19 protein-coding genes and 1 pseudogene are annotated in these 18673 nt (G+C 33.1%); 10 read left to right on the plus strand and 10 right to left on the minus strand.

The features are described 5' to 3' along the window. From ACKI42_RS01885 to ACKI42_RS01905, 5 genes and pseudogenes are all read right to left on the minus strand, one after another. A pseudogene (locus ACKI42_RS01885) lies at positions 1-144 on the minus strand (short-chain dehydrogenase/reductase); the annotation flags it as partial. Next, positions 145-813: a hypothetical protein gene (locus ACKI42_RS01890; protein WP_407401873.1), complete on the minus strand. Its 669-nt coding sequence runs from the start codon at positions 811-813 to the stop codon at positions 145-147. A gap of 1 nt (position 814) precedes the next feature. Continuing rightward, entirely contained in the window at positions 815-2032 is a 1218-nt protein-coding gene (locus tag ACKI42_RS01895; protein ID WP_407401875.1) for a 3-phosphoshikimate 1-carboxyvinyltransferase, read from the minus strand. A gap of 70 nt (positions 2033-2102) precedes the next feature. Next, positions 2103-2429: a nucleotide pyrophosphohydrolase gene (locus ACKI42_RS01900; RefSeq protein WP_407401877.1), complete on the minus strand. Its 327-nt coding sequence runs from the start codon at positions 2427-2429 to the stop codon at positions 2103-2105. Beyond that, positions 2429-3838: a hypothetical protein gene (locus ACKI42_RS01905; protein WP_407401879.1), complete on the minus strand. Its 1410-nt coding sequence runs from the start codon at positions 3836-3838 to the stop codon at positions 2429-2431. The genes ACKI42_RS01900 and ACKI42_RS01905 overlap by 1 nt, the downstream gene beginning before the upstream one ends. A gap of 186 nt (positions 3839-4024) precedes the next feature. Between ACKI42_RS01905 and ACKI42_RS01910 the strand changes: the two genes are divergently transcribed. Both ACKI42_RS01910 and ACKI42_RS01915 read left to right on the plus strand, forming a co-directional pair. Next, entirely contained in the window at positions 4025-4276 is a 252-nt protein-coding gene (locus tag ACKI42_RS01910; protein WP_407401881.1) for a type B 50S ribosomal protein L31, read from the plus strand. A 175-nt stretch (positions 4277-4451) separates the two neighbouring features. Further along, complete coding sequence (locus ACKI42_RS01915) at positions 4452-5612, plus strand: GlmU family protein (protein WP_407401883.1); 1161 nt, start codon at positions 4452-4454, stop codon at positions 5610-5612. Between the two features lie 40 nt (positions 5613-5652). Here ACKI42_RS01915 and ACKI42_RS01920 read toward each other — a convergent pair whose 3' ends face one another. Next, the gene (locus tag ACKI42_RS01920) at positions 5653-6474 is read right to left on the minus strand and encodes a hypothetical protein (RefSeq protein WP_407401885.1); all 822 of its coding nucleotides are present in this window, start codon (positions 6472-6474) and stop codon (positions 5653-5655) included. Between the two features lie 159 nt (positions 6475-6633). On the opposite strand from ACKI42_RS01920, the gene ACKI42_RS01925 reads away from it, so the two are divergent. From ACKI42_RS01925 to guaB, 4 genes are all read left to right on the plus strand, one after another. Then, complete coding sequence (locus ACKI42_RS01925; protein WP_407401887.1) at positions 6634-7149, plus strand: RNA polymerase sigma factor; 516 nt, start codon at positions 6634-6636, stop codon at positions 7147-7149. Next, positions 7118-7780, plus strand: coding sequence for a hypothetical protein (locus tag ACKI42_RS01930; RefSeq protein WP_407401889.1), 663 nt, complete (start codon positions 7118-7120; stop codon positions 7778-7780). The genes ACKI42_RS01925 and ACKI42_RS01930 overlap by 32 nt, the downstream gene beginning before the upstream one ends. 10 nt (positions 7781-7790) lie before the next feature. Beyond that, entirely contained in the window at positions 7791-9071 is a 1281-nt protein-coding gene (locus ACKI42_RS01935; RefSeq protein WP_407401891.1) for a DUF4252 domain-containing protein, read from the plus strand. A 241-nt stretch (positions 9072-9312) separates the two neighbouring features. Then, on the plus strand, positions 9313-10773 hold the full coding sequence (gene guaB / locus ACKI42_RS01940) for an IMP dehydrogenase (protein ID WP_407401893.1): 1461 nt from the start codon (positions 9313-9315) through the stop codon (positions 10771-10773). 145 nt (positions 10774-10918) lie between these two features. Here guaB and ACKI42_RS01945 read toward each other — a convergent pair whose 3' ends face one another. Further along, positions 10919-12001, minus strand: a complete 1083-nt coding sequence (locus tag ACKI42_RS01945) for a DUF4407 domain-containing protein (protein ID WP_407401895.1) — start codon at positions 11999-12001, stop codon at positions 10919-10921. A 222-nt stretch (positions 12002-12223) separates the two neighbouring features. Between ACKI42_RS01945 and ACKI42_RS01950 the strand changes: the two genes are divergently transcribed. Continuing rightward, positions 12224-14134 (plus strand): zinc-dependent metalloprotease, encoded by a 1911-nt coding sequence (locus tag ACKI42_RS01950; protein ID WP_407401897.1) that lies wholly within the window; start codon positions 12224-12226, stop codon positions 14132-14134. Positions 14135-14246: 112 nt separating this feature from the next. Here the strand turns inward: ACKI42_RS01950 and ruvC are convergent, their stop codons facing one another. Together ruvC and ACKI42_RS01960 are read right to left on the minus strand one after the other, a co-directional pair. Continuing rightward, positions 14247-14801: a crossover junction endodeoxyribonuclease RuvC gene (gene ruvC / locus ACKI42_RS01955; protein WP_407402051.1), complete on the minus strand. Its 555-nt coding sequence runs from the start codon at positions 14799-14801 to the stop codon at positions 14247-14249. A 92-nt stretch (positions 14802-14893) separates the two neighbouring features. Continuing rightward, positions 14894-15655 (minus strand): hypothetical protein, encoded by a 762-nt coding sequence (locus ACKI42_RS01960; protein WP_407401899.1) that lies wholly within the window; start codon positions 15653-15655, stop codon positions 14894-14896. 210 nt (positions 15656-15865) lie between these two features. Here ACKI42_RS01960 and ACKI42_RS01965 point away from each other — a divergent pair, with 210 nt between their 5' ends. From ACKI42_RS01965 to ACKI42_RS01975, 3 genes are read left to right on the plus strand one after another with little or no spacing between them, the layout of a single operon-like run. Continuing rightward, the gene (locus ACKI42_RS01965; protein ID WP_407401901.1) at positions 15866-16189 is read left to right on the plus strand and encodes a PadR family transcriptional regulator; all 324 of its coding nucleotides are present in this window, start codon (positions 15866-15868) and stop codon (positions 16187-16189) included. After that, entirely contained in the window at positions 16186-16800 is a 615-nt protein-coding gene (locus ACKI42_RS01970; protein ID WP_407401903.1) for a hypothetical protein, read from the plus strand. Before ACKI42_RS01965 ends, ACKI42_RS01970 begins: the two co-directional genes overlap by 4 nt. A 4-nt stretch (positions 16801-16804) precedes the next feature. Further along, positions 16805-17518 (plus strand): hypothetical protein, encoded by a 714-nt coding sequence (locus ACKI42_RS01975; RefSeq protein WP_407401905.1) that lies wholly within the window; start codon positions 16805-16807, stop codon positions 17516-17518. Positions 17519-17521: 3 nt separating this feature from the next. Here ACKI42_RS01975 and ACKI42_RS01980 read toward each other — a convergent pair whose 3' ends face one another. Further along, entirely contained in the window at positions 17522-18634 is a 1113-nt protein-coding gene (locus tag ACKI42_RS01980; protein ID WP_407401907.1) for a serine hydrolase domain-containing protein, read from the minus strand. Positions 18635-18673 lie beyond the last annotated feature (39 nt).

The raw sequence follows: 18673 nt of genomic DNA on the forward strand, positions 1-18673 counted from the left end.
ATCTGTAGGAATAGACTTGAAATACTCACTTTGTGTAAATTTTCTACTGAGTCCATATACTTGATGTCCTTTTTTTCCGAAATATTCGGCAAGCGTAAATCCGATTCCTGATGATGTTCCTGTAATTATAATGGTTTTTGACATTTAATAAGTAATTGTTTTATTTGTATTGGGAACTTTTATACTGTGTTGTCCGCTAATAAATTCTCTGAAACTAATAAGTTTTGTAAATTTATGAATAAACTCTTTGTAAATGCTGTTTGTCTTTACGGAACTATCATCTTCGCAAACTTCATAATCTTCTTTTAAGATGCATTTACCTGTTGAAAAATTTATTTCGTTTACAATTTCTCCATCACAATTTTTTTGAAAGTAAATTCTTGAACCTATTAAAAAAAGATCATTGTTTTGAAATCTAAAGGTAAAATGATCTATTTCTGTTGTTTTTGAATTCAAATATAATTTTTGATGTATGGTTAATACATTTTTTTTAACCTTTATTTCAATTGTATTATCGTCAGGATAAAAACCATCTCGTGACGAAATAAGAAAATCTCCACCTGTCTTCCAGATTTCATATTTACTATTTTTCTTTTTATAGATTAATAGTTCTCTTTTAAAATTAGCATTATCAATACCATCTAACAGGACATCTGTATTTGCTAAAATTATTTTTTCTGCTACACCATCATTATCAAGATCACCTTCTAATTCTTGTACAAGATTATAGTTTTTTGGCAATTTAAATTTATTTTGCGCTGTTACAAAAATTGTAATGAAAATAAAAAAGAAGTTGAAAATATTTTTTTTCATATTATTCTAATATTTTGTGGATATCTTCCCAAAATTGAGGGTATGATTTTTCTACCACATTTTCGTCTTCAATAGTAATTTCGGAAATCAAGCAATAAGGAGCAAAACTCATTGCCATCCTGTGATCTTGGTATGTTTTTATAGAAATATTAGGTTCTGGTTTTACAAATTCCAAAGATTGTATTGTAGAATTTGTAATGTAAGTTTTTGCACCAATCTTTATGAGTTCGTTTTGAAGAGCCAAAAGTCGATCTGTTTCTTTTACTTTTAAAGTTCCTAATCCAGAAATTTCAAAAGGAATCTGCAAAGCCGTTGCCGTTACGCAAAGAGTTTGTGCAATGTCTGGGCAATTATTCATATCCAAATTGATACTTTCAGGAAAAGAAAAATCCTCAATAGGTTCTAATGTTAAAAGCTGTTGAGATGAATCGAAAATCGTTTTTAGACCAAAAAACTTTTCGTAAATCTTAGCAATTGCAGAATCTCCTTGTGTAGATTTTGGATAAAAACTTTTCAGAGAAATTGTTTTTCGTCCAATGGTTGCAAAAGAATAAAAGTAAGATGCCGAGCTCCAATCGCTTTCTACTTCATATTGCTGATTTTCTGTAGAAGAATCTTTGTAATAATCTACTTTTATGGTATTGCCTTCGAATGTATTTTTTATTCCAAACTGATTCAGAATTTCTAAAGTCATTTCAATATAAGATCGAGAAGTAATTTCCCCAACCAAGTTTATTTCTAAACCATTTTCCAATTTTCCAGCAATAAGTAGGAGAGATGTGATAAACTGACTCGAAATATGTGCCGGAACATTTACTTTTTCTACTGAAATTTTTTCACCAACAATTTTTAAAGGTGGAAATCCTTCATTTTCTAGATAGGTAATATCAGCTCCTAGATTTTGTAGAGCCTTTACCAAATCCTTTATAGGACGTTGTTTCATCCTTTCAGAACCCGTAAGAATTGTTGTTTTACCTTCTTTTATTGCATAGTAAGAAGTGAGAAAACGCATCGCTGTCCCAGCATGATGGATATCTATCAATTCGGTCTCGGTTTCTAACGCTTTTTTGAGCAATTGAGTATCTTGAGAATTGGAAAGATTGGTAATACGAATGGCACTAAAAAGACTTTCTAAAATCAACAAACGATTCGAAATACTTTTCGAACCGCTGATTTTTATGAGTTTATTTTCAAGTAATTTGGAGTGCAGAATCTTCATTGTTTTTCTTACTTCTAAGGTGAATTTAAAGATTCATTTTGGCTAAAAATTAGAACGAATCTTTACGCTATTATTTTAATTTTTCATTGTTGTGATGACGGTCTTTATCTCGTTCTGTCCTCACTTTCATTTTCTTGTCAAATGCTTCTTGCAAATTGGTACCTGTTTGATTTGCAAGACATAAAGTAACGAAAAGAACATCGGCCAACTCCTCACCTAAATCCTTAGTTTTATCGCTTTCCTTCTCGCTTTGTTCGCCATATCGGCGGGCAATTATTCGGGCAACTTCACCTACTTCTTCGGTAAGCATTGCCATATTGGTAAGCTCATTAAAGTAGCGTACGCCAATGGTTTTTATCCATTCGTCTACTTGGTTTTGCAGTTGAGTTATTTCCATTATTGATAAGCGCCTAACGTTGGATTTGTGGTTCTAGAAACGCCTACAATATCTGTAGGAACTGTAGCAGCGATGGAAGCATTACCCTTGTTCTTAGCTGGCGAATCTGTTTTTACTCTAAGATTCATCTGCGCTGCAAAATAGTTGATGAATTTTGGGTCGTCATTCTTCGTACTTTGGATGATACTCGCATTACTGTCAAAAGGAAATCCTGCATCTGAAGTGTTAGAATATTTTAATAAAGAATTTTGAATTAAAAAATTAAATTGTTGCCCTGGCATTTGCTCGAAATTCACGGCATTATCTCTATCAGAATACACAATACTATTCAGAATATTAAGCTGCTGCAGAGCGCCTTGTTCTGGTTGTCCTGCGTCATTTTTCCACTCGTTAGTAGCAAAAATTCCTACTCGATTTCTAGAAACCATTAGATCTGAATAGTTGGCAATAGTAGAATGGGTATACTGATGGTTTCCACCTTTGAAAATCCCTACGCAAGATTCCCCGCAATTACTCATTACCAAATTGCTTGCAAGTACCTTGGAGGCAACCGCATGTATTCCATAATCGTAAAAAGTGTGGATCATCGAATTGTTGATATTAGCATTAGCTTGTCTCAAATCTAGACCTGTAGTTCCTCCGAATAATCGGGTGTGGTTCATATTCAGTATGGATGCAGCTTCCATTCTTATAGAATTCCAATTTCTTGGGATGGTATCATAATAAGTATCATTTCTATCACCACGAAGAACAATTTGTTTGTCTTTAGTTCCATTAAGATTTAGAGTTCCTCCATTCAATACCTTCATTCCACTATTTTTATGGAAATAGATTTTCGTTCCTGGTTCTACATCCAAGGTAATATTAGGATTAACAGTTAGATCTCCATAGATAATCTTTGCCTTATCACTTGTCCACGTGGTATGAGTGGATAGTACATTAGGATTAGTAGGAGTTTCTATGAAAAATTCTGCGTCTTGTACTACCGAAAATAAGGTTACATGCTGTTGTCCATTTGCCGTAGAAAATAGGACTCTATCTTCTGCTATCGCTTCTGGGCCGGTAGCTTGTGGTGCAATCTCCACAAAAATATATAAACTGTCTTTTTTTCTCAGGGGTACATTCTTGAAGTCGTGTCCAGATTTTCCATCCACATTTATTTTATAGAGTGATGCAGCGCCTTTTTCCAAATTAATTCTAGGTATCATCACATCTTTATCCTCATTATTGAAAACTTTCACTACATAGGTTTCAGAACGTACTTGGTGATAAACGGTATCACAAAATACAGTGTCTCTAGAAAATCTAAGATCTTGCGTAGGCGCATCAAAAGAGATCTCATCCTTGTTACAAGAAATGGCCAATAACAGCATCCAGAAGGAACAAAACAACAGTAATTTGAATTTCATTGATTGCATAATTTTGATAAGTTTCAAATTTAACGAAAATACTTTAGATTTCTTATAAACAAAAAAATTATGTACTTCTATTTGTATATTATAAAAAATATTGTATTTTTGCAACCTAAAATTTAGCAGAGAAATACCATTACTATTTCAGAAGCAAAAACTTTAATTTTTTTTAAAAATTGTATTATGAAAAAAGGAATTCACCCAGAAAATTATAGACTAGTTGTTTTCAAAGATATGAGTAACGACGAGGTATTTCTTAGCAAATCTACTGCTGAGACTAAAGACACAATCGAGTATGAAGGACAAGAGTATCCTTTGATCAAGATGGAAATCTCTTCAAGTTCTCACCCATTCTACACAGGAAAAACTAAATTAGTGGATACTGCTGGTAGAGTAGACAAGTTTATGAATAAATACAAAAAATTCGCTAAGTAATTTTTTGATTTTAAAGATATCAAAGTCTTCCAAATTTTTGGAAGACTTTTTTTATTGTATTTTTGTATGGAAAAATATCTGATAGATTGATGATGAAACTTTCTAGAAAAATGATAAAATCCTTTTGTACAAGAGCTTTCAGATTATTATTAAACCAAATAACTTTATATATAAAATGCAAATAGTTTTTTCAGACGCACAGTATTGGGAAGATTTTCTTCCTCTTACTTTTACTAGACCTGTAGCAGAAATGCGATGTGGCATTCTGACATTTACAGAAAGATGGATGAAGATTTTAGGCAACGGTGAGATTTCTTTTTTTACAGAACTTTTTTTGCAAACCAAATATAATAGTCCAGACGATGTAGAAAGTTTATTTTTGGTTCCCAATTTTCTACCTACATCTACGGTGATTCAGCAAATAAAAGATCTAAAGCTAGGTGAAGCTTTGGTTTATGAAGATGAGCTGGTTGCTGCAAGAATAAATATGAAAGGCTTTTCTCTCAATCAAATAGAGAAAATGACAGATATTACAGAAAACTTAGTATTCTTTAAAAAACCTACAGATTTATTCACCTTCAATAAAGACGCTATCGATTTCGATTTTGAACTTTTGACCAAAGATAAAATTTCTCAGGAACTTTCTGAAACCAACGGGTTCTTAGGCAATAAGCAAGATCTTTTCATTGAAGAGGGCGCGCAAGTAGAATTTTCTACAATTAATACCAAAACCGGTAAAATCTATATTGGGAAAAACGCTGAAGTAATGGAGGGCTGTAATCTGCGTGGACCCATTGCCTTATGTGAAGAATCCAAATTTAATCTAGGTGCAAAAATTTACGGTGCTACAACCATTGGCCCACATTGTAAAGTGGGTGGAGAAGTAAGTAATATTATTATTTTTGGATATACCAATAAGGGGCATGATGGTTTCATTGGGAATTCTGTAATAGGAGAATGGTGTAATCTTGGTGCCGATACCAACTCATCTAATCTCAAGAATAATTATGGCAATGTAAAATTATGGAGCTACAGAACTAAAGCTTTTCAGGATACAGGGTTGCAATTTGCTGGTGTTATCATGGGAGATCATTCTAAAACTGCTATTAATACCCAACTAAACACAGGTACAGTAATTGGTGTGGCATCTAATATTTTCAAGGCAGGATTTCCTCCAAACCTAATTGATAGTTTTTCTTGGGGTGGATTTAGAGACGATGAAAAATTTAAACTAGATAAAGCATACGAAGTGGCTGAAAAAGCAATGGCAAGAAGAAAAATACCTCTTACCGACGACGACAAAGCAATTCTTAAACATATTTTTAACGAATATTAAAAGAAATAGCTAAAAAACTTCAAATTATTTTGAAGTTTTTTTAGTTAGAAAATAGCAACCTTACAACATTAATATAACTTTTATTGGCTACTACGTTAGCTTCTTTGCCACTGAAGATAAAGAATTGATATTCTGGATGCTCTTTTCTAAGGTTTTCGAATTTTCTTTCGCTAATGCTTTTTCCGTTAAAATAATAGTAATCTGGCGGACTTTCTACCATTATTGCTATTCCTCCAATATAAACTTGTTTAGATTCTATTTGAAATTCTTTATCTCTTATATTATCGTTTTTAGAAAAGAAAATAGTAGCATTTTCAAACAAATCATCATCTATAACAATCGGCGGTTTTCTTTCAGGTTTATTTCTGATTTGAGAATTAATTTCATCAAAATTTATATATAATAAATTGTTTTTTTCTAAAATAGTGGTAGGTATTTCTAAAGAAAATTCACCATTTTCTGCGGAAAAAGTTTTTAAGTATTGTTTTTTAGAAACAAAAATTATTCCAGCATTTGCAATAGCTTTCTTTTTTGTTTTGTGAACGATTTTCCCCGATATTCTTGTGGTATTAGTAATTTTCTGTTCGGTAGTAGAGCCAAAATTATTTTTCGCTTGTGCTTGAGCAAATGTAAGATTTGTCATTAAGACAATTCCCGCTGCTGCGGCAGATAATGACTTTGTTGTAATTCTACCACAGATTTCATTTCCATTTTCTTTCTTTAGAAAATTCTCAATTTGTTCTTCTGTTTTATCAGTAAAATCAATGACGCATTTAGAACATTTATCGCAAAATTTTCCATTAGGATCGTCTTGCATACTTTCCCAAAGTACTGAACATGGATTTTGGAATTTAATTTTCATCAATTTTTTTAATTAAACTAAAGATAAGTAAATTATTATTCTTTAAAAAGAAAAATTAATTAAATGTGTTTTTAGGAAGATGTAGACTTTTAAATGTTTTTTTAGTTTTAGATGTAATACTTTAGCTTAATAGATTGTCTTACTTATACAAACAAAAATATGACCCAAGAGATTTTCAAGAATACGGTTTTCATTCTCAAAGATGAGATGTATCGTTTTGCGAAAAGATTTGTGGTGAGTAGTGATGAAGCGGAAGATATAGTACAAGATTTGATGATTAAATTGTGGCAGAAAAAAGAAGAGTTGGCACAGTTTGGGAATTTGAAATCTTATATTTTAAAATCTGTAAGAAACGAATGCCTAAACCGATTGAAACATCATGATGTAAAATTGGGTTTCGCAGATCTACAGCTTTATCGGTCCGAATTGTACAGCATGGATGTGAATAACCTAAAAGAGCATATCATCGGATTTATCAATAAACTTCCGGAGAAACAAAAAATGGTGATCCATCTGAAAGATGTAGAAGAGTATGAAGTTTCTGAAATTTCTAAAATGATAGATATGGAAGAAAATGCAGTAAGGCTAAACTTGATGCGCGCTAGACAAAAAGTAAAAGAACAAATTTCTCAACTGATGAGTTATGAACAAAGATCAATCTCAGGAACAATATAACCAAATCTTTCAAGACTTAAGGGAGGAGAAAATGGATTGGGATTTTGAAGATTTTCTTCAAAAGGCGGAAAATATTGAGGAAGTTCCAATTATTCCTATTCACAAAAAACCATCGTTGCCAAAATGGTTTTGGATGGCTGCCAGCGTACTATTAGTTGCTAGCTTAGGAATTGTGTATGGTTTATTCTTTCAACAAAATCTAGAAGAGCAAGGTAAGTATGTAGAAAGTGAAATTATTAAGCAAAAATCTAAATTTATAAAAGAAAATCAGGATCACGAGCATCAAGTAGCTGTACATCTTCCAGATTCTATTGTTGGTGCCAAGAAAGATTCTATTTTCCAAGAAAATACCATCGCCGAAAAAGATGTTTTGGATGATATTTTGTCTAAAAGAGCAAGAATTAAAAAAGAATCTAAACCTCGTTTTGTAGATAATAAACAGTTGAAAAATACCACTTCAGAAGATTCTACCCAATACCAATCTTCATATGTCATCGTTAATGGTAAGAAAATAACCAATGAGGAGGAAGCATTGGAAGTGACACAATACTCTCTGATGAGATTAGGCAATAAGTACCAAAAATCGGTGGCGAGTGCACATAAAAACGAAAATTATAATGAAGAATACTAAAACTAACTACATGAAATATATACTTTTCCTACTCACTATTTTTTCTACCAGCTTTGTGTTGTGTTCTGCACAAACAGAAAAACTGGATGAGTTTTTCCGAAATTTCGAAAAATCGGGTAAAGTAACTTCTATCGATATTAAAAAGCCGATGTTTAGCCTTCTTAAAAGCATTGATATAGATGATGATTATATTAAAAATATAAAACCTATTCTAAGCCAAGTGGATGGTGTCAAAATGTTAATTTTAACCAAAGCCACTTATCCAGAAAGATTAAAATCTGAGAATATCGAAATCGAAAAATTAAATGTTCAAAAAGTAGATCGTGTCAATGCTGCTTTAAGGAAATTAGATTTTGAAGAATTGATGTCGGCTAATAATAACGGTTCCTCCATAAGGTTTCTAGCAGAAGGAGAAAAAGGGGGCTATTTAGAGAATTTGATATTTAACATTGATTCCAAAGAAGAAAACATTATATTTTTATTAAATGGAAAGATAAAAAAAGTAGATGTTGACAAAATGATTTCGGCTAGTAATTTCACATTTCTTAATCCTTCAACTAGCAAAACTGAAACTATTGCAGATATTAGTAATTATCTGAATGGAGAAACAAGAAACGTTGGCGAATTTTCAGCTTTACATGTTAGTACTGGTGTAAAAGTAGTGTATAAACAAGAATCTAAAACTAGCGTTAAAGTAATTGCAGATGCAGATAAACTGGGAAATATTATCACGAAAGTAGAAAATGGAACCCTTAAAATTTATATTGATAATAAAGGTAAGAACAATTTAAGATTCAAGAATTTAAGCATCAATGTTTCTGCTCCTCATCTGAAAAACGTTAAAGCATTATCGGGTGCTCAGCTCACCATTGTAGATGAACTAAGTATGGATAATTTTGATCTTGAGACTTCATCTGGTGGTTCTGTAGTAGGAAAATTGAAAATAAGAGATGCCCTTATTATTAATGCCAGTTCAGGATCTAATGTGAAAGCTAACATTTCATCACAAAGAATTAGTGTGAAAAATTCTAGTGGTGCCAATGTAGAACTAAAAGGAAGTGCTAATGAGGGATTTTTTGATGTGAGCAGTGGTGCTTCTTTAGATGGTGTAGATTTTAGAACCAATAATACCATTATAGAATCGACCTCAGGAAGTAGTGCTAATGTAAATGTAAAAGACAAAATGAAAGTAAAGGCTTCTTCTGGTGGATCTGTTCGATACAAAGGAAATCCAGAAATAGAATCCAATATTAGCAAAGTTTCTGGAGGAAGTTTAAAACAAATCAATTAGCCAATTGATGTTGCTTTCTACAGAGCAAAAACAGATTTTGGATACCAAACGCAGTTTTATGGAGCTTCACTTTGGTATTTAGCATAAAAACGAATTCATTTCCTACTATTAATATTGTTTAAACTGTGTCCTTAGGATGCGGTTTTTTCAGTTTTAATGGTGTTTTATTAAATAAAATGTAAACTATCAAAAAGTATTTTCGTATCTCGCCAAAAAAACTTAATTTTGCAAGAAAGTAAAGATGTCTATTCATAACAAAATTGTAGAGACAGCCATCACTTTCGATGATGTTCTTCTAGTACCTTCTTATTCAGAAATTTTACCGAATCAAGTTTCTTTAAAATCACGACTTACCGACAAAATTACCCTTAACGTACCTATCGTTTCTGCTGCCATGGACACAGTTACCGAAGGCGATTTGGCGATTGCATTAGCGAGAGTTGGTGGTTTGGGTTTTATCCATAAAAATATGACGATTGCCGAGCAAGCAAGCCAAGTAAACATGGTAAAACGTTCTGAGAACGGAATGATATCAGATCCTGTTACATTAACGAAAGACCATACTTTGGCTGAAGCTAAAGAAACAATGGCTCGTTATAAAATTTCTGGTCTTCCTGTGGTAGATGCAGATAATGTATTAGTTGGTATTATCACCAATAGAGATGTGAAGTATCAGGTAGATCTAGATAGAAAGGTAGAACAGATCATGACCAAAGAAAATCTTATCACTTCAGATAAAGATACCAATCTAGAGATTGCCAAAGAGATCCTACTTAAAAATAGAGTAGAAAAATTACCTATCGTAGACAAGGAAAACAAATTGGTAGGTCTTATCACCATCAAGGATATCGATAATCAACTAGAATACCCAAACTCAAACAAAGATGATAAAGGTCGCCTTATTGTAGGAGCAGGTGTAGGGGTAGGAGAAGATACAATGGATAGAGTAGCTGCACTGGTGAAAGCTGGCGTAGATATTATCGGTATAGATTCTGCACATGGACATTCTAAAGGAGTTTTAGATAAAATTTCAGAGATACGTGCTGCTTATCCAGAATTGGATATTGTAGGTGGAAATATAGTAACTGCAGAAGCGGCAAAAGATCTTATAGAAGCAGGTGCAAATGTAGTAAAAGTAGGGGTAGGACCAGGTTCTATCTGCACAACTAGAGTTGTAGCTGGTGTAGGAGTTCCTCAGTTATCAGCAATCTACAACGTATACGAATACGCAAAAAGCAAAAACGTTACCGTAATCGCAGATGGAGGGATCAAACTTTCAGGTGATATTGTAAAAGCAATTGCTAGTGGAGCAGGAGCAGTAATGCTAGGTTCACTTTTAGCAGGAACAGACGAAGCTCCAGGAGAAGAAATTATCTTCCAAGGTAGAAAATTCAAGTCTTACCAAGGGATGGGAAGTCTTTCTGCAATGAAGAGAGGAGGTAAAGAAAGGTACTTCCAATCTGAAGCTAAGAAATTTGTTCCAGAAGGTATAGAAGGTAGAGTTCCTCACAAAGGGAAAATAGAAGACGTGATTTTCCAATTAACAGGAGGTCTTAGGGCAGGTATGGGGTACTGTGGTTCTAAAGATATTACAACTCTTCAAAACGAATCTAAAATGGTAATGATTACAGGAAGTGGTCTTAAAGAATCTCATCCTCACGACGTTATTATCACACAAGAAGCGCCTAACTATTCTCTATAAGAATTCAGTTTTTAGAAGCTAATTCCCGCTTTCCACTGTATCTTTTTTGGCCCAGCTTGCCAAAAGCTATCAAAAAAGGATGCCGCTACAATCGGGGCTATAAAATATAATAGGCTTACAGATTTCCTGTAAGCCTTTTTTGTTTTCATGAGGATGAATTTTCATCCAAATCATCCTCAAATTTCCTTATTCGATTATCTGTTGCTAAACTTCCCTTGGTTATTTTCTCTTTAGCATACAATTTATATTCGTTTTCAGTTTTTTCCAATAGATAATCATAAGGTCCAACGCCAGAGATGAGTTTTATCAAAACAGGAGAAATTTCCAAACAGATAAATAAGCCCATGATAAAGGCTGCTGCAGTAGCTATAATCGCAGAATTTTTCCCCAATTCATCTAGCGCTTGAAGTCTAGCCGCAAACCCATTGTATTTATCTTCAAACGTTTCTGTAGATTTCCTTTCTGTTTCTAGGTTGGTATATACTTTAGAAATTTCTTTATCAAGATAATCCAATCTTGGAGCAATTTGTTTTTGGTAATTTTCCAAATCTCGGAAACGCTGTTCTTTCAGTTCTTGTTTACGCTTGGCATTGGTTCCGAAGCCCACCTTACCACTCGTCAGCCCAGATTGTTTACCCAAAATTTCTTTCTCCAATTCTACTGCTGCCGAATCATAAGATTTTTGGTACAAAGCTATTTTATCGGAAATTTGTTTCTTTTCAGTTTCGAAAGGTCCACTTTGCTGAAGAATTCTGCCACTCATTTCCCCTTGCAATTGTTTTTTATTCCTTTGGATAATGGTATTCAGTTGTTTATTCACCTCTTTTTCGAATATTTTTAATTCTAAAGGTTTAGAAATAATAATTCCTAAAAATGTTGCCAAAATCAACCTCGGAATAGACATTAATATTTGGTTCCACCAAGTTCCCGTTTTTTTAATGGACGAAACAATATATCGATCTAAATTAAAAATCATTAATCCCCACAAAATCCCGAAGCTAATCGCAATCAGAAGATCATCAAATACAGTGAACATAGCATAACCTGCAGACAACGTAGCAAACACGGCAGTGAAAAGTACAATCCCTCCAATACCCGCAAATTTATTCCATTCGCTAGGAGTTTTCTTTAGGATATGAAGATTAGCTCCAGAACAGATCATCAAGAATTTCTGGAACCCATTGCTGGTATAACCTACCTGATTTATAGGTTGTTTAGTGTTTCGCATTTCACAAATAAATTATACCCTTATCATAGTAAAAATCATACCAATGTTACAACAAGTAATAGGTTTTGCCAAGTAGATTTTTATTTTCTTATTTAAACAAAGATTTTGTAGACATGTAGAATTATAATAATTTTTAATAATAAATTAAATTACCCTAATCGTTTGCTTATCATTAAAAAAAGATTAGATTTGTTGCCAAATAATCAAAAAAAATCAGAGGGAATGAATAAAATTGGTATACTGGCGCTTTTGGTATTCTTTAATCAGGCTTTTTCGCAAACTTTTCAGGGCGAGAAATGCGGTTTTGATGCTGTGATGAGCAGACTGGATAAGAAATATCCTGACCTAAAAAAGAATAGAGATGCATTCAGCGAGCGCATGGCAGATTCTAACATGAAAAAATTATTACTAAGCAAATATGGTGAATCTACTTATGCTAACGCTTTGTACACAGGACAAGTGTATGAAATACCAGTAGTAGTGCATGTAATAGAGTCATCAGCGACTTCGAATTCTAATCTTTCAGTGACGGATACAGAAATTACCAATTGGATCGATCGTGCGAATTCTATGTATGCTACTACGTATGGAAATGGATTTTATACTGAGGGACCAGGGCCAACAGGTGGTTCTGTGATGCCATTCCGTCTAGTATTAGCTAAACGTGCTCCGAATTGCGAAACTACGAGTGGTATAGTAAGATACAATGGTAGTACAATACCAGGATACGATGATTATGGAGTAAGTATGCAAACTTCTAATGGTGCAGACGATTATTTGATAAAAACACAAGTTGCCCCACATTGGCCAGAAAACTCATACTTTAATATCTACGTAGTTATAGGATTTGATGGCCAGCAACAGCTTACCTATGGTTTGATGGGATATGCTGCCTTCCCAAATTCTTACGATTTCGATTATGAAAGTTTTATGAAGGTGGCAACCATAAAAAATACAAATGATACTACACTTACACATGAATTAGGACATGCTTTTGGTCTTTATCATACCTTCCAAGGAATAGGTTATACCATTCAAAACGCTTGTCCACCTAATGGTAATTGTGCCACTACGGGAGATGGAGTATGCGACACATCGCCTTCTAGAAGTATGTACGGTGTAACAGTGCCCAATAATAATGCGATAGATCCATGCACCAATGTCAACTATGATGGGACGCAATATAACATCATGAATTATACGAGTGTTGAAAGAAAATTTACAGATGGGCAAAGAGATCGTGCGATATTGAGCATGATGGAGTATAGAAAAAATTTGATAAATTCTACAGCAGCAAAAGATCTGTCTGCTATTCCTCCTTCTACAGTCTCGGTAATCCCAGCAGTTTGTAATCCCCCTACTACATTACATCCTACTAATAACAATTTTGCGATAGGACCAACAAAAGTTAATTTCGGCTCTATAAGTAGTACGACCAATGGATATGATTCTGATGAGATAGCACCGGTATTCTTTGCAGATTTTACTGCAGCGAGTTGTATTAGACCTGCATACAGCACAGATATAGCGGTGGGTACAGCAACACCTTTGGAAGTTACTTATCTTAACGGATTTAGCATACCCAATAAATTTAGAACTAAAGTTTGGATCGATTATAATAATAACGGAAGTTTTGAAGCTAGTGAATTGGTTATCAATCATATTTCTCCTGCTAATGTAGCTTCTAATTCTTATCCTATCATCACGGGTAATGTAACGGCTCCAGCAAATGCTGTGAAAAATACTTATCTAAGGATGAGAGTAGCAGTAGATGCTGCTACATTTCAGACCACTACAGCATTGCCCGATTTCGATGCTTGTTCTCCTTTGCAATACGGACAAATGGAAGATTATGCGGTAAGAATTTTGGATGTTTTAGGAACTTCTGATGTGAAAGACAATGTGGATACGAAACTTGTTTATCTTAAAAATGAAAACAAACTAAAATTGATGGGAAGTAACAATGCGTATTTCGGAGAATATCAAATTTATGATATGAGTGGTAAATTATTTCAAAAAGGAAATACGAAAACCAACGAAATTCAAATAACCAACGAATTACTGAAGGGTTCTTACATCATCAATTATTCTAATGATAAAATTAAAGAATCTAAAAAGTTTTTGAACAACTAAAATTTTAGCAAACATACTTGCTATGGTCATGAAAAAAAGAGTTTGGTACAATGCCAAACTCTTTTGTATTTATAAAGGTTAGCGAATCTACCTTTTTATTTTATATTATAGGTTATTTCAAGCGTTCAGGGTTCTGTTTTAGGAAAGCATCCCAACCTGTATAAGATTTAGAATCGGATATCGTCCCAGAATTGAAGTGATGGCAAACGGCAACCGCCAATCCGTCTGAGGCATCCAAATATTTGGTAGGAAATTCTTTAAGGTTGAGAAGAGTTTTTAGCATTCCTGCAACTTGCTCTTTACTTGCGTTTCCATTTCCCGTAATAGCCATTTTTATTTTCTTGGGAGAATATTCTGTAATTGGGATATCTCTGTGTAAGCTTGCTGCCATGGCAACCCCTTGTGCGCGACCCAATTTCAACATAGATTGTACATTCTTACCAAAAAATGGCGCTTCCAAAGCTACTTCATCAGGATGGTATTCGTCTATAAGAGCCAAAGTTTTATCAAATATATGCTTCAGCTTAGTTTCGTGGTTAGGGTGTTTTTTTAGAATCAACTCGTGGATCGAGACCATCTTCATTTGTCCTTTTATCACAGAAATAATCCCGAATCCCATAATGGCAGTTCCGGGGTCTATTCCTAATATTATTTTCTCTGCTACAATCATCGTAGGCAAAGATAAGGCTTCTCTTATTTATTTAAATAGACAGAAACTCAGAATCTTTATTAATTTTTAACCATCGAAAAAAATGAGAATTACTCTTCCAAGCTTTTTCCGAATTCTATCAATCCTTTTGCCATGCTCGCTTTTCTACTTCCCAATTTTATCGCTTTGTCCCATTCGGAGTTTGCCTTCTCTTTTAACCCTAATATATGATAGTAACTTCCCAAGACGGTGTATCCTTCTGGATTTCCTAGGGCAACTATTTTTTTGGATAAGGCTATTAATTCAGGATGAGGTTTCAGCTTTTTAGATGCAATTTTCTCAGGTTCATTAAGAAGGGCTGGTGTATACTCTAGCATTTTCATTCCGAAGAGATTCATGCAAGATCTAGACAGCCCTTTATCACACATTTCCTGGTAAACAGGATTTGTTTTGCCAGAAAATAAGTCTTCTAAACTCGATTTTGCTTTTGTTCTGTCATAATATTCAGCTAATAATTGGGCTTCTCGCTGAGCTTGTTGCTCATTTTTTCTATTATTTGTCACAATAGAATCCTTGATAGGCTCCCAAATTCCTTTCTCTACCCAATCTGAAATTCCTTTGATTGTTTTATTTTTCTGAATTTTAAATATAAATAAGCTTTTGTCTGGATATACAATAATGCTGTCATTTCTGGTAAAAAAGTCTCCATAATCCAAACCTGCGATAAGCACTTTGCCATTGCCATCAAATTCAAATTGCTTATAGAAGGTATTGTCTTTTTTCTCTTGATAAAAGCCATGAAATGAATTGTCTACTTTCTGTGCATTTGCAAAAAAGGAAAGTAAAACAAAAATAAAAATAGGTGTTTTCATTTTGTAAAAATACAGAATTGGCTACTATTGACGAGGTTAATCCATTGCGTAATAGATATTTCACTATAAATAGTGAGAAGGATTTTTACCTTGTTAATTAGAAACGAATCTTTTAGTTTAAATAAAACTTATGAGAAATCTAAGTTTTTAATTAAAAATAAATACATAAGAAAATTATACATAATTTTACGATGTATTAATATTGGCATCTTGAAGAAAAATAGTTTATATAAAGGAACGCTACAAAATATCATTTTGAAATTGCTTTCAAAAGAAGTAAAAATGTATGGTTACCAAATGACACGGCGTGCGAAAGAGCTTACCGAAGGCGAACTAGAGATGACGGAAGGTGCGTTGTATCCATTGCTCCACAAATTGGAAGCTGATGGACTTATCTTTTCCGAAACTCAAGAAGTAAACGGAAGGAGTAGAAAATATTATCTACTGACAGAAAAAGGGAAGAAGCAACAGGCGACGCAGGAAGTTGAAATGAAATCGTATTTGTTTAATCTAAATACAATTTTTAATAGATGATCACAAACCAAGAACTACTACAAATTAAACATTATTTGAAAAGTAGAAAACTTTCTGATAATGTATTGAATGAGGTTTTAGATCATTTTGTGCCTCAAATTTCAGAACTAATGTTTTCGGAAAAAATAAATTTCCAAGAAGCTTTTATCAAAATCAAAATCTTGTGGAAGTACGATTTGGAAATGGTGAAAGCAGATATTTTTAGCTTTAAAAAAATAGCCAGGATAGAAAAAACCATTTTGCAAATGAGATTCCGAAGAATAATGGGGATTTCTCTAGTGATATCTTTAGGAATTATTGGTTTGTATGTGCTATTTCCAGATTCACTATTGTATTCTATGCTTGGTCTCAGTGCGATTCTTTTTATTTATCTTGGGTATGGATTTTTATTTAAGAATCTAAAATTTAGAGATTTAGTCGCCTTCAATTTTCATCCATTAATTATAAGAAATCAGATTTTTGCTTTGATTATTGGAATTGGATTTATGGTAAGTAGAACATTTTTCGAGGTTGAATCTATCACTTATTTTCTAATATTTTCTGTATTTGGAATTTCTACACAAATACAAATGACTTATTACAAAATGAAAAACACAACTATTTTACTTTAGAAATATGAAAAAAGAAGAACTTAAACAAATTGAAGATTATCTGTTGCTGTACAAGCTTCCATTGGATATTCTGCTAGAAGTAAAAGATCATATGTCAACACAAATTGCAGAAATACAAGCCGAAAAAGAGATTACATTCGAAAATGCATTTACCGAAACTAAATTGGCTTGGGAAAAAGATTTGAAACCAACGAAATTTAAGTTGCTTTTTCAAGATGAAGTGCCAATGATTGTAAAGAAACTGAGCAAAGAAAAATATTGGGATCTACTTAAAAAATCAATATTAGTTGCATCAATTTCTTTAGGCTTGAATCTTATTTTCGTGTTTATCTCTAAAGATGTAGATGTATTTAGTGTGCTTTTTAGGATTCAAAATGGGATTTTTGTGATACTACCAATTATTGTGTGGTTGTCTCATCTAAAAATGAAAAAATATATGAAGTATGATTTTAAATTTAGAGGCAAATCATTTTATACGATATATCAACAAAATGTAGGTTTACTACTTACAAGTAGTGGACTGATGGCTCAGGTTACGTTAAGAGATGGTTCGTTTCTATATAATTACCTACAAGGTTCAGAACATTCTCACCTGATTGGATTTCTGATGACACTATTTATACCTATAGTAATACAAATAAATGTTTCATTTGCTATTTTCAATTTTATAAACCACAAGCAAACACTCAAGAAAATTCAAAATTATATAGTAGAGTAATTGTTATTTTTTAAATTGAATCGCTGTGTTTTCTAGATGATCTGTACTGCTTTTAATATCAATATGAGGCTTGAAAATAGAGTTCTTCCCTTTTCCTTCATCTGCGAGATTAGAAAGGATTATAACCGAAGTTTTGGTTTCTGGATAATAGATATTCAGCGACGCAGAACCCTTCACATATCCGCTATGGAAGTAGGCTAGAGGTTTTTTGTCGTTCAGCATAATGCCGAGCCCGTATCCCATTTTTCCAAATATTTGGTGCATTCTTGTTGCACTTTTTGTAGTCATTGCTTTTAAAGTTTCAGGCTTTATGATTTTTCCAGTATACAATTTTTGGTTCCAAAGATGAAGATCATCAATGGTAGAAAGTATGCCACCTGCAGGCGTTCCTACATCTTTACCAGATAATCTTTTGGGCATATTGGGAAGTTCTTGTTGCTGTTTTGAATCTCCAAGATAAGCGCTCCCGAAATTTTTACCTTGATATAAATCTGCAGTGAATGTATTTTGAAGTCCAACGTTTTTAAACAATTCTAAGGCATTTTCATCAAAGGATTTTTGCGTTATATTTTCTAACACTTTCCCCAAAGCATTGTATCCATCGTTAGAATAATTGAAATCTTCGCCACTTTTGAACATTAATCTTTGTCCCATCAAATTCATTCCTGAAGTATGATTTAGCAATTGTTTGATGGTAATGTTCTCGTATTCTTTGGTTTGAAATTCTTTTAGATATTGAGAAACGGTGTCTTCTAATTTCAATGTTCCTTTTTCAATTTCTTTTAAAATAAGAACAGCAGTAAATTGCTTGCTGATAGAGCCAATGGCAAAAATAGTGGAAGAATCTATTTTTGCTTTTGTTTTAAAATTGGCAAAACCAATATTTTTTCTGTAGATGTCAACCGAATCTTTAAATAGTGCGACACTACCATTAAAATTATATTTTTTGACTATAGAATCTATTTGACTTTCGTAAAGTTTTTTTTGAAAGGCAGTAATCGTAGAATCTACAATAGCTTGCTTATTTACTTTTTGCTCTTGAATGGTTTTCTCGCTTTTACATGAATAAATGAAGATAGAAAAGATAGAAAGAAATAAAAATATATTCTTTTTCATAGGATTGATAAGTGTTTTTCGAGATCAAATGTAAGAAAA

It is taken from the genome of Chryseobacterium sp. (assembly GCF_045629545.1).
GTDB lineage: Bacteria > Bacteroidota > Bacteroidia > Flavobacteriales > Weeksellaceae > Chryseobacterium.

Coding starts and splice junctions, on each gene's coding strand:
- ACKI42_RS01890 (WP_407401873.1), bottom strand. CDS start 813: ATGAAAAAAAATATTTTCAACTTCTTTTTTATTTTCATTACAATTTTT.
- ACKI42_RS01895 (WP_407401875.1), bottom strand. CDS start 2,032: ATGAAGATTCTGCACTCCAAATTACTTGAAAATAAACTCATAAAAATC.
- ACKI42_RS01900 (WP_407401877.1), bottom strand. CDS start 2,429: ATGGAAATAACTCAACTGCAAAACCAAGTAGACGAATGGATAAAAACC.
- ACKI42_RS01905 (WP_407401879.1), bottom strand. CDS start 3,838: ATGAAATTCAAATTACTGTTGTTTTGTTCCTTCTGGATGCTGTTATTG.
- ACKI42_RS01910 (WP_407401881.1), top strand. CDS start 4,025: ATGAAAAAAGGAATTCACCCAGAAAATTATAGACTAGTTGTTTTCAAA.
- ACKI42_RS01915 (WP_407401883.1), top strand. CDS start 4,452: ATGCAAATAGTTTTTTCAGACGCACAGTATTGGGAAGATTTTCTTCCT.
- ACKI42_RS01920 (WP_407401885.1), bottom strand. CDS start 6,474: ATGAAAATTAAATTCCAAAATCCATGTTCAGTACTTTGGGAAAGTATG.
- ACKI42_RS01925 (WP_407401887.1), top strand. CDS start 6,634: ATGACCCAAGAGATTTTCAAGAATACGGTTTTCATTCTCAAAGATGAG.
- ACKI42_RS01930 (WP_407401889.1), top strand. CDS start 7,118: ATGAACAAAGATCAATCTCAGGAACAATATAACCAAATCTTTCAAGAC.
- ACKI42_RS01935 (WP_407401891.1), top strand. CDS start 7,791: ATGAAATATATACTTTTCCTACTCACTATTTTTTCTACCAGCTTTGTG.
- guaB (WP_407401893.1), top strand. CDS start 9,313: ATGTCTATTCATAACAAAATTGTAGAGACAGCCATCACTTTCGATGAT.
- ACKI42_RS01945 (WP_407401895.1), bottom strand. CDS start 12,001: ATGCGAAACACTAAACAACCTATAAATCAGGTAGGTTATACCAGCAAT.
- ACKI42_RS01950 (WP_407401897.1), top strand. CDS start 12,224: ATGAATAAAATTGGTATACTGGCGCTTTTGGTATTCTTTAATCAGGCT.
- ACKI42_RS01960 (WP_407401899.1), bottom strand. CDS start 15,655: ATGAAAACACCTATTTTTATTTTTGTTTTACTTTCCTTTTTTGCAAAT.
- ACKI42_RS01970 (WP_407401903.1), top strand. CDS start 16,186: ATGATCACAAACCAAGAACTACTACAAATTAAACATTATTTGAAAAGT.
- ACKI42_RS01975 (WP_407401905.1), top strand. CDS start 16,805: ATGAAAAAAGAAGAACTTAAACAAATTGAAGATTATCTGTTGCTGTAC.
- ACKI42_RS01980 (WP_407401907.1), bottom strand. CDS start 18,634: ATGAAAAAGAATATATTTTTATTTCTTTCTATCTTTTCTATCTTCATT.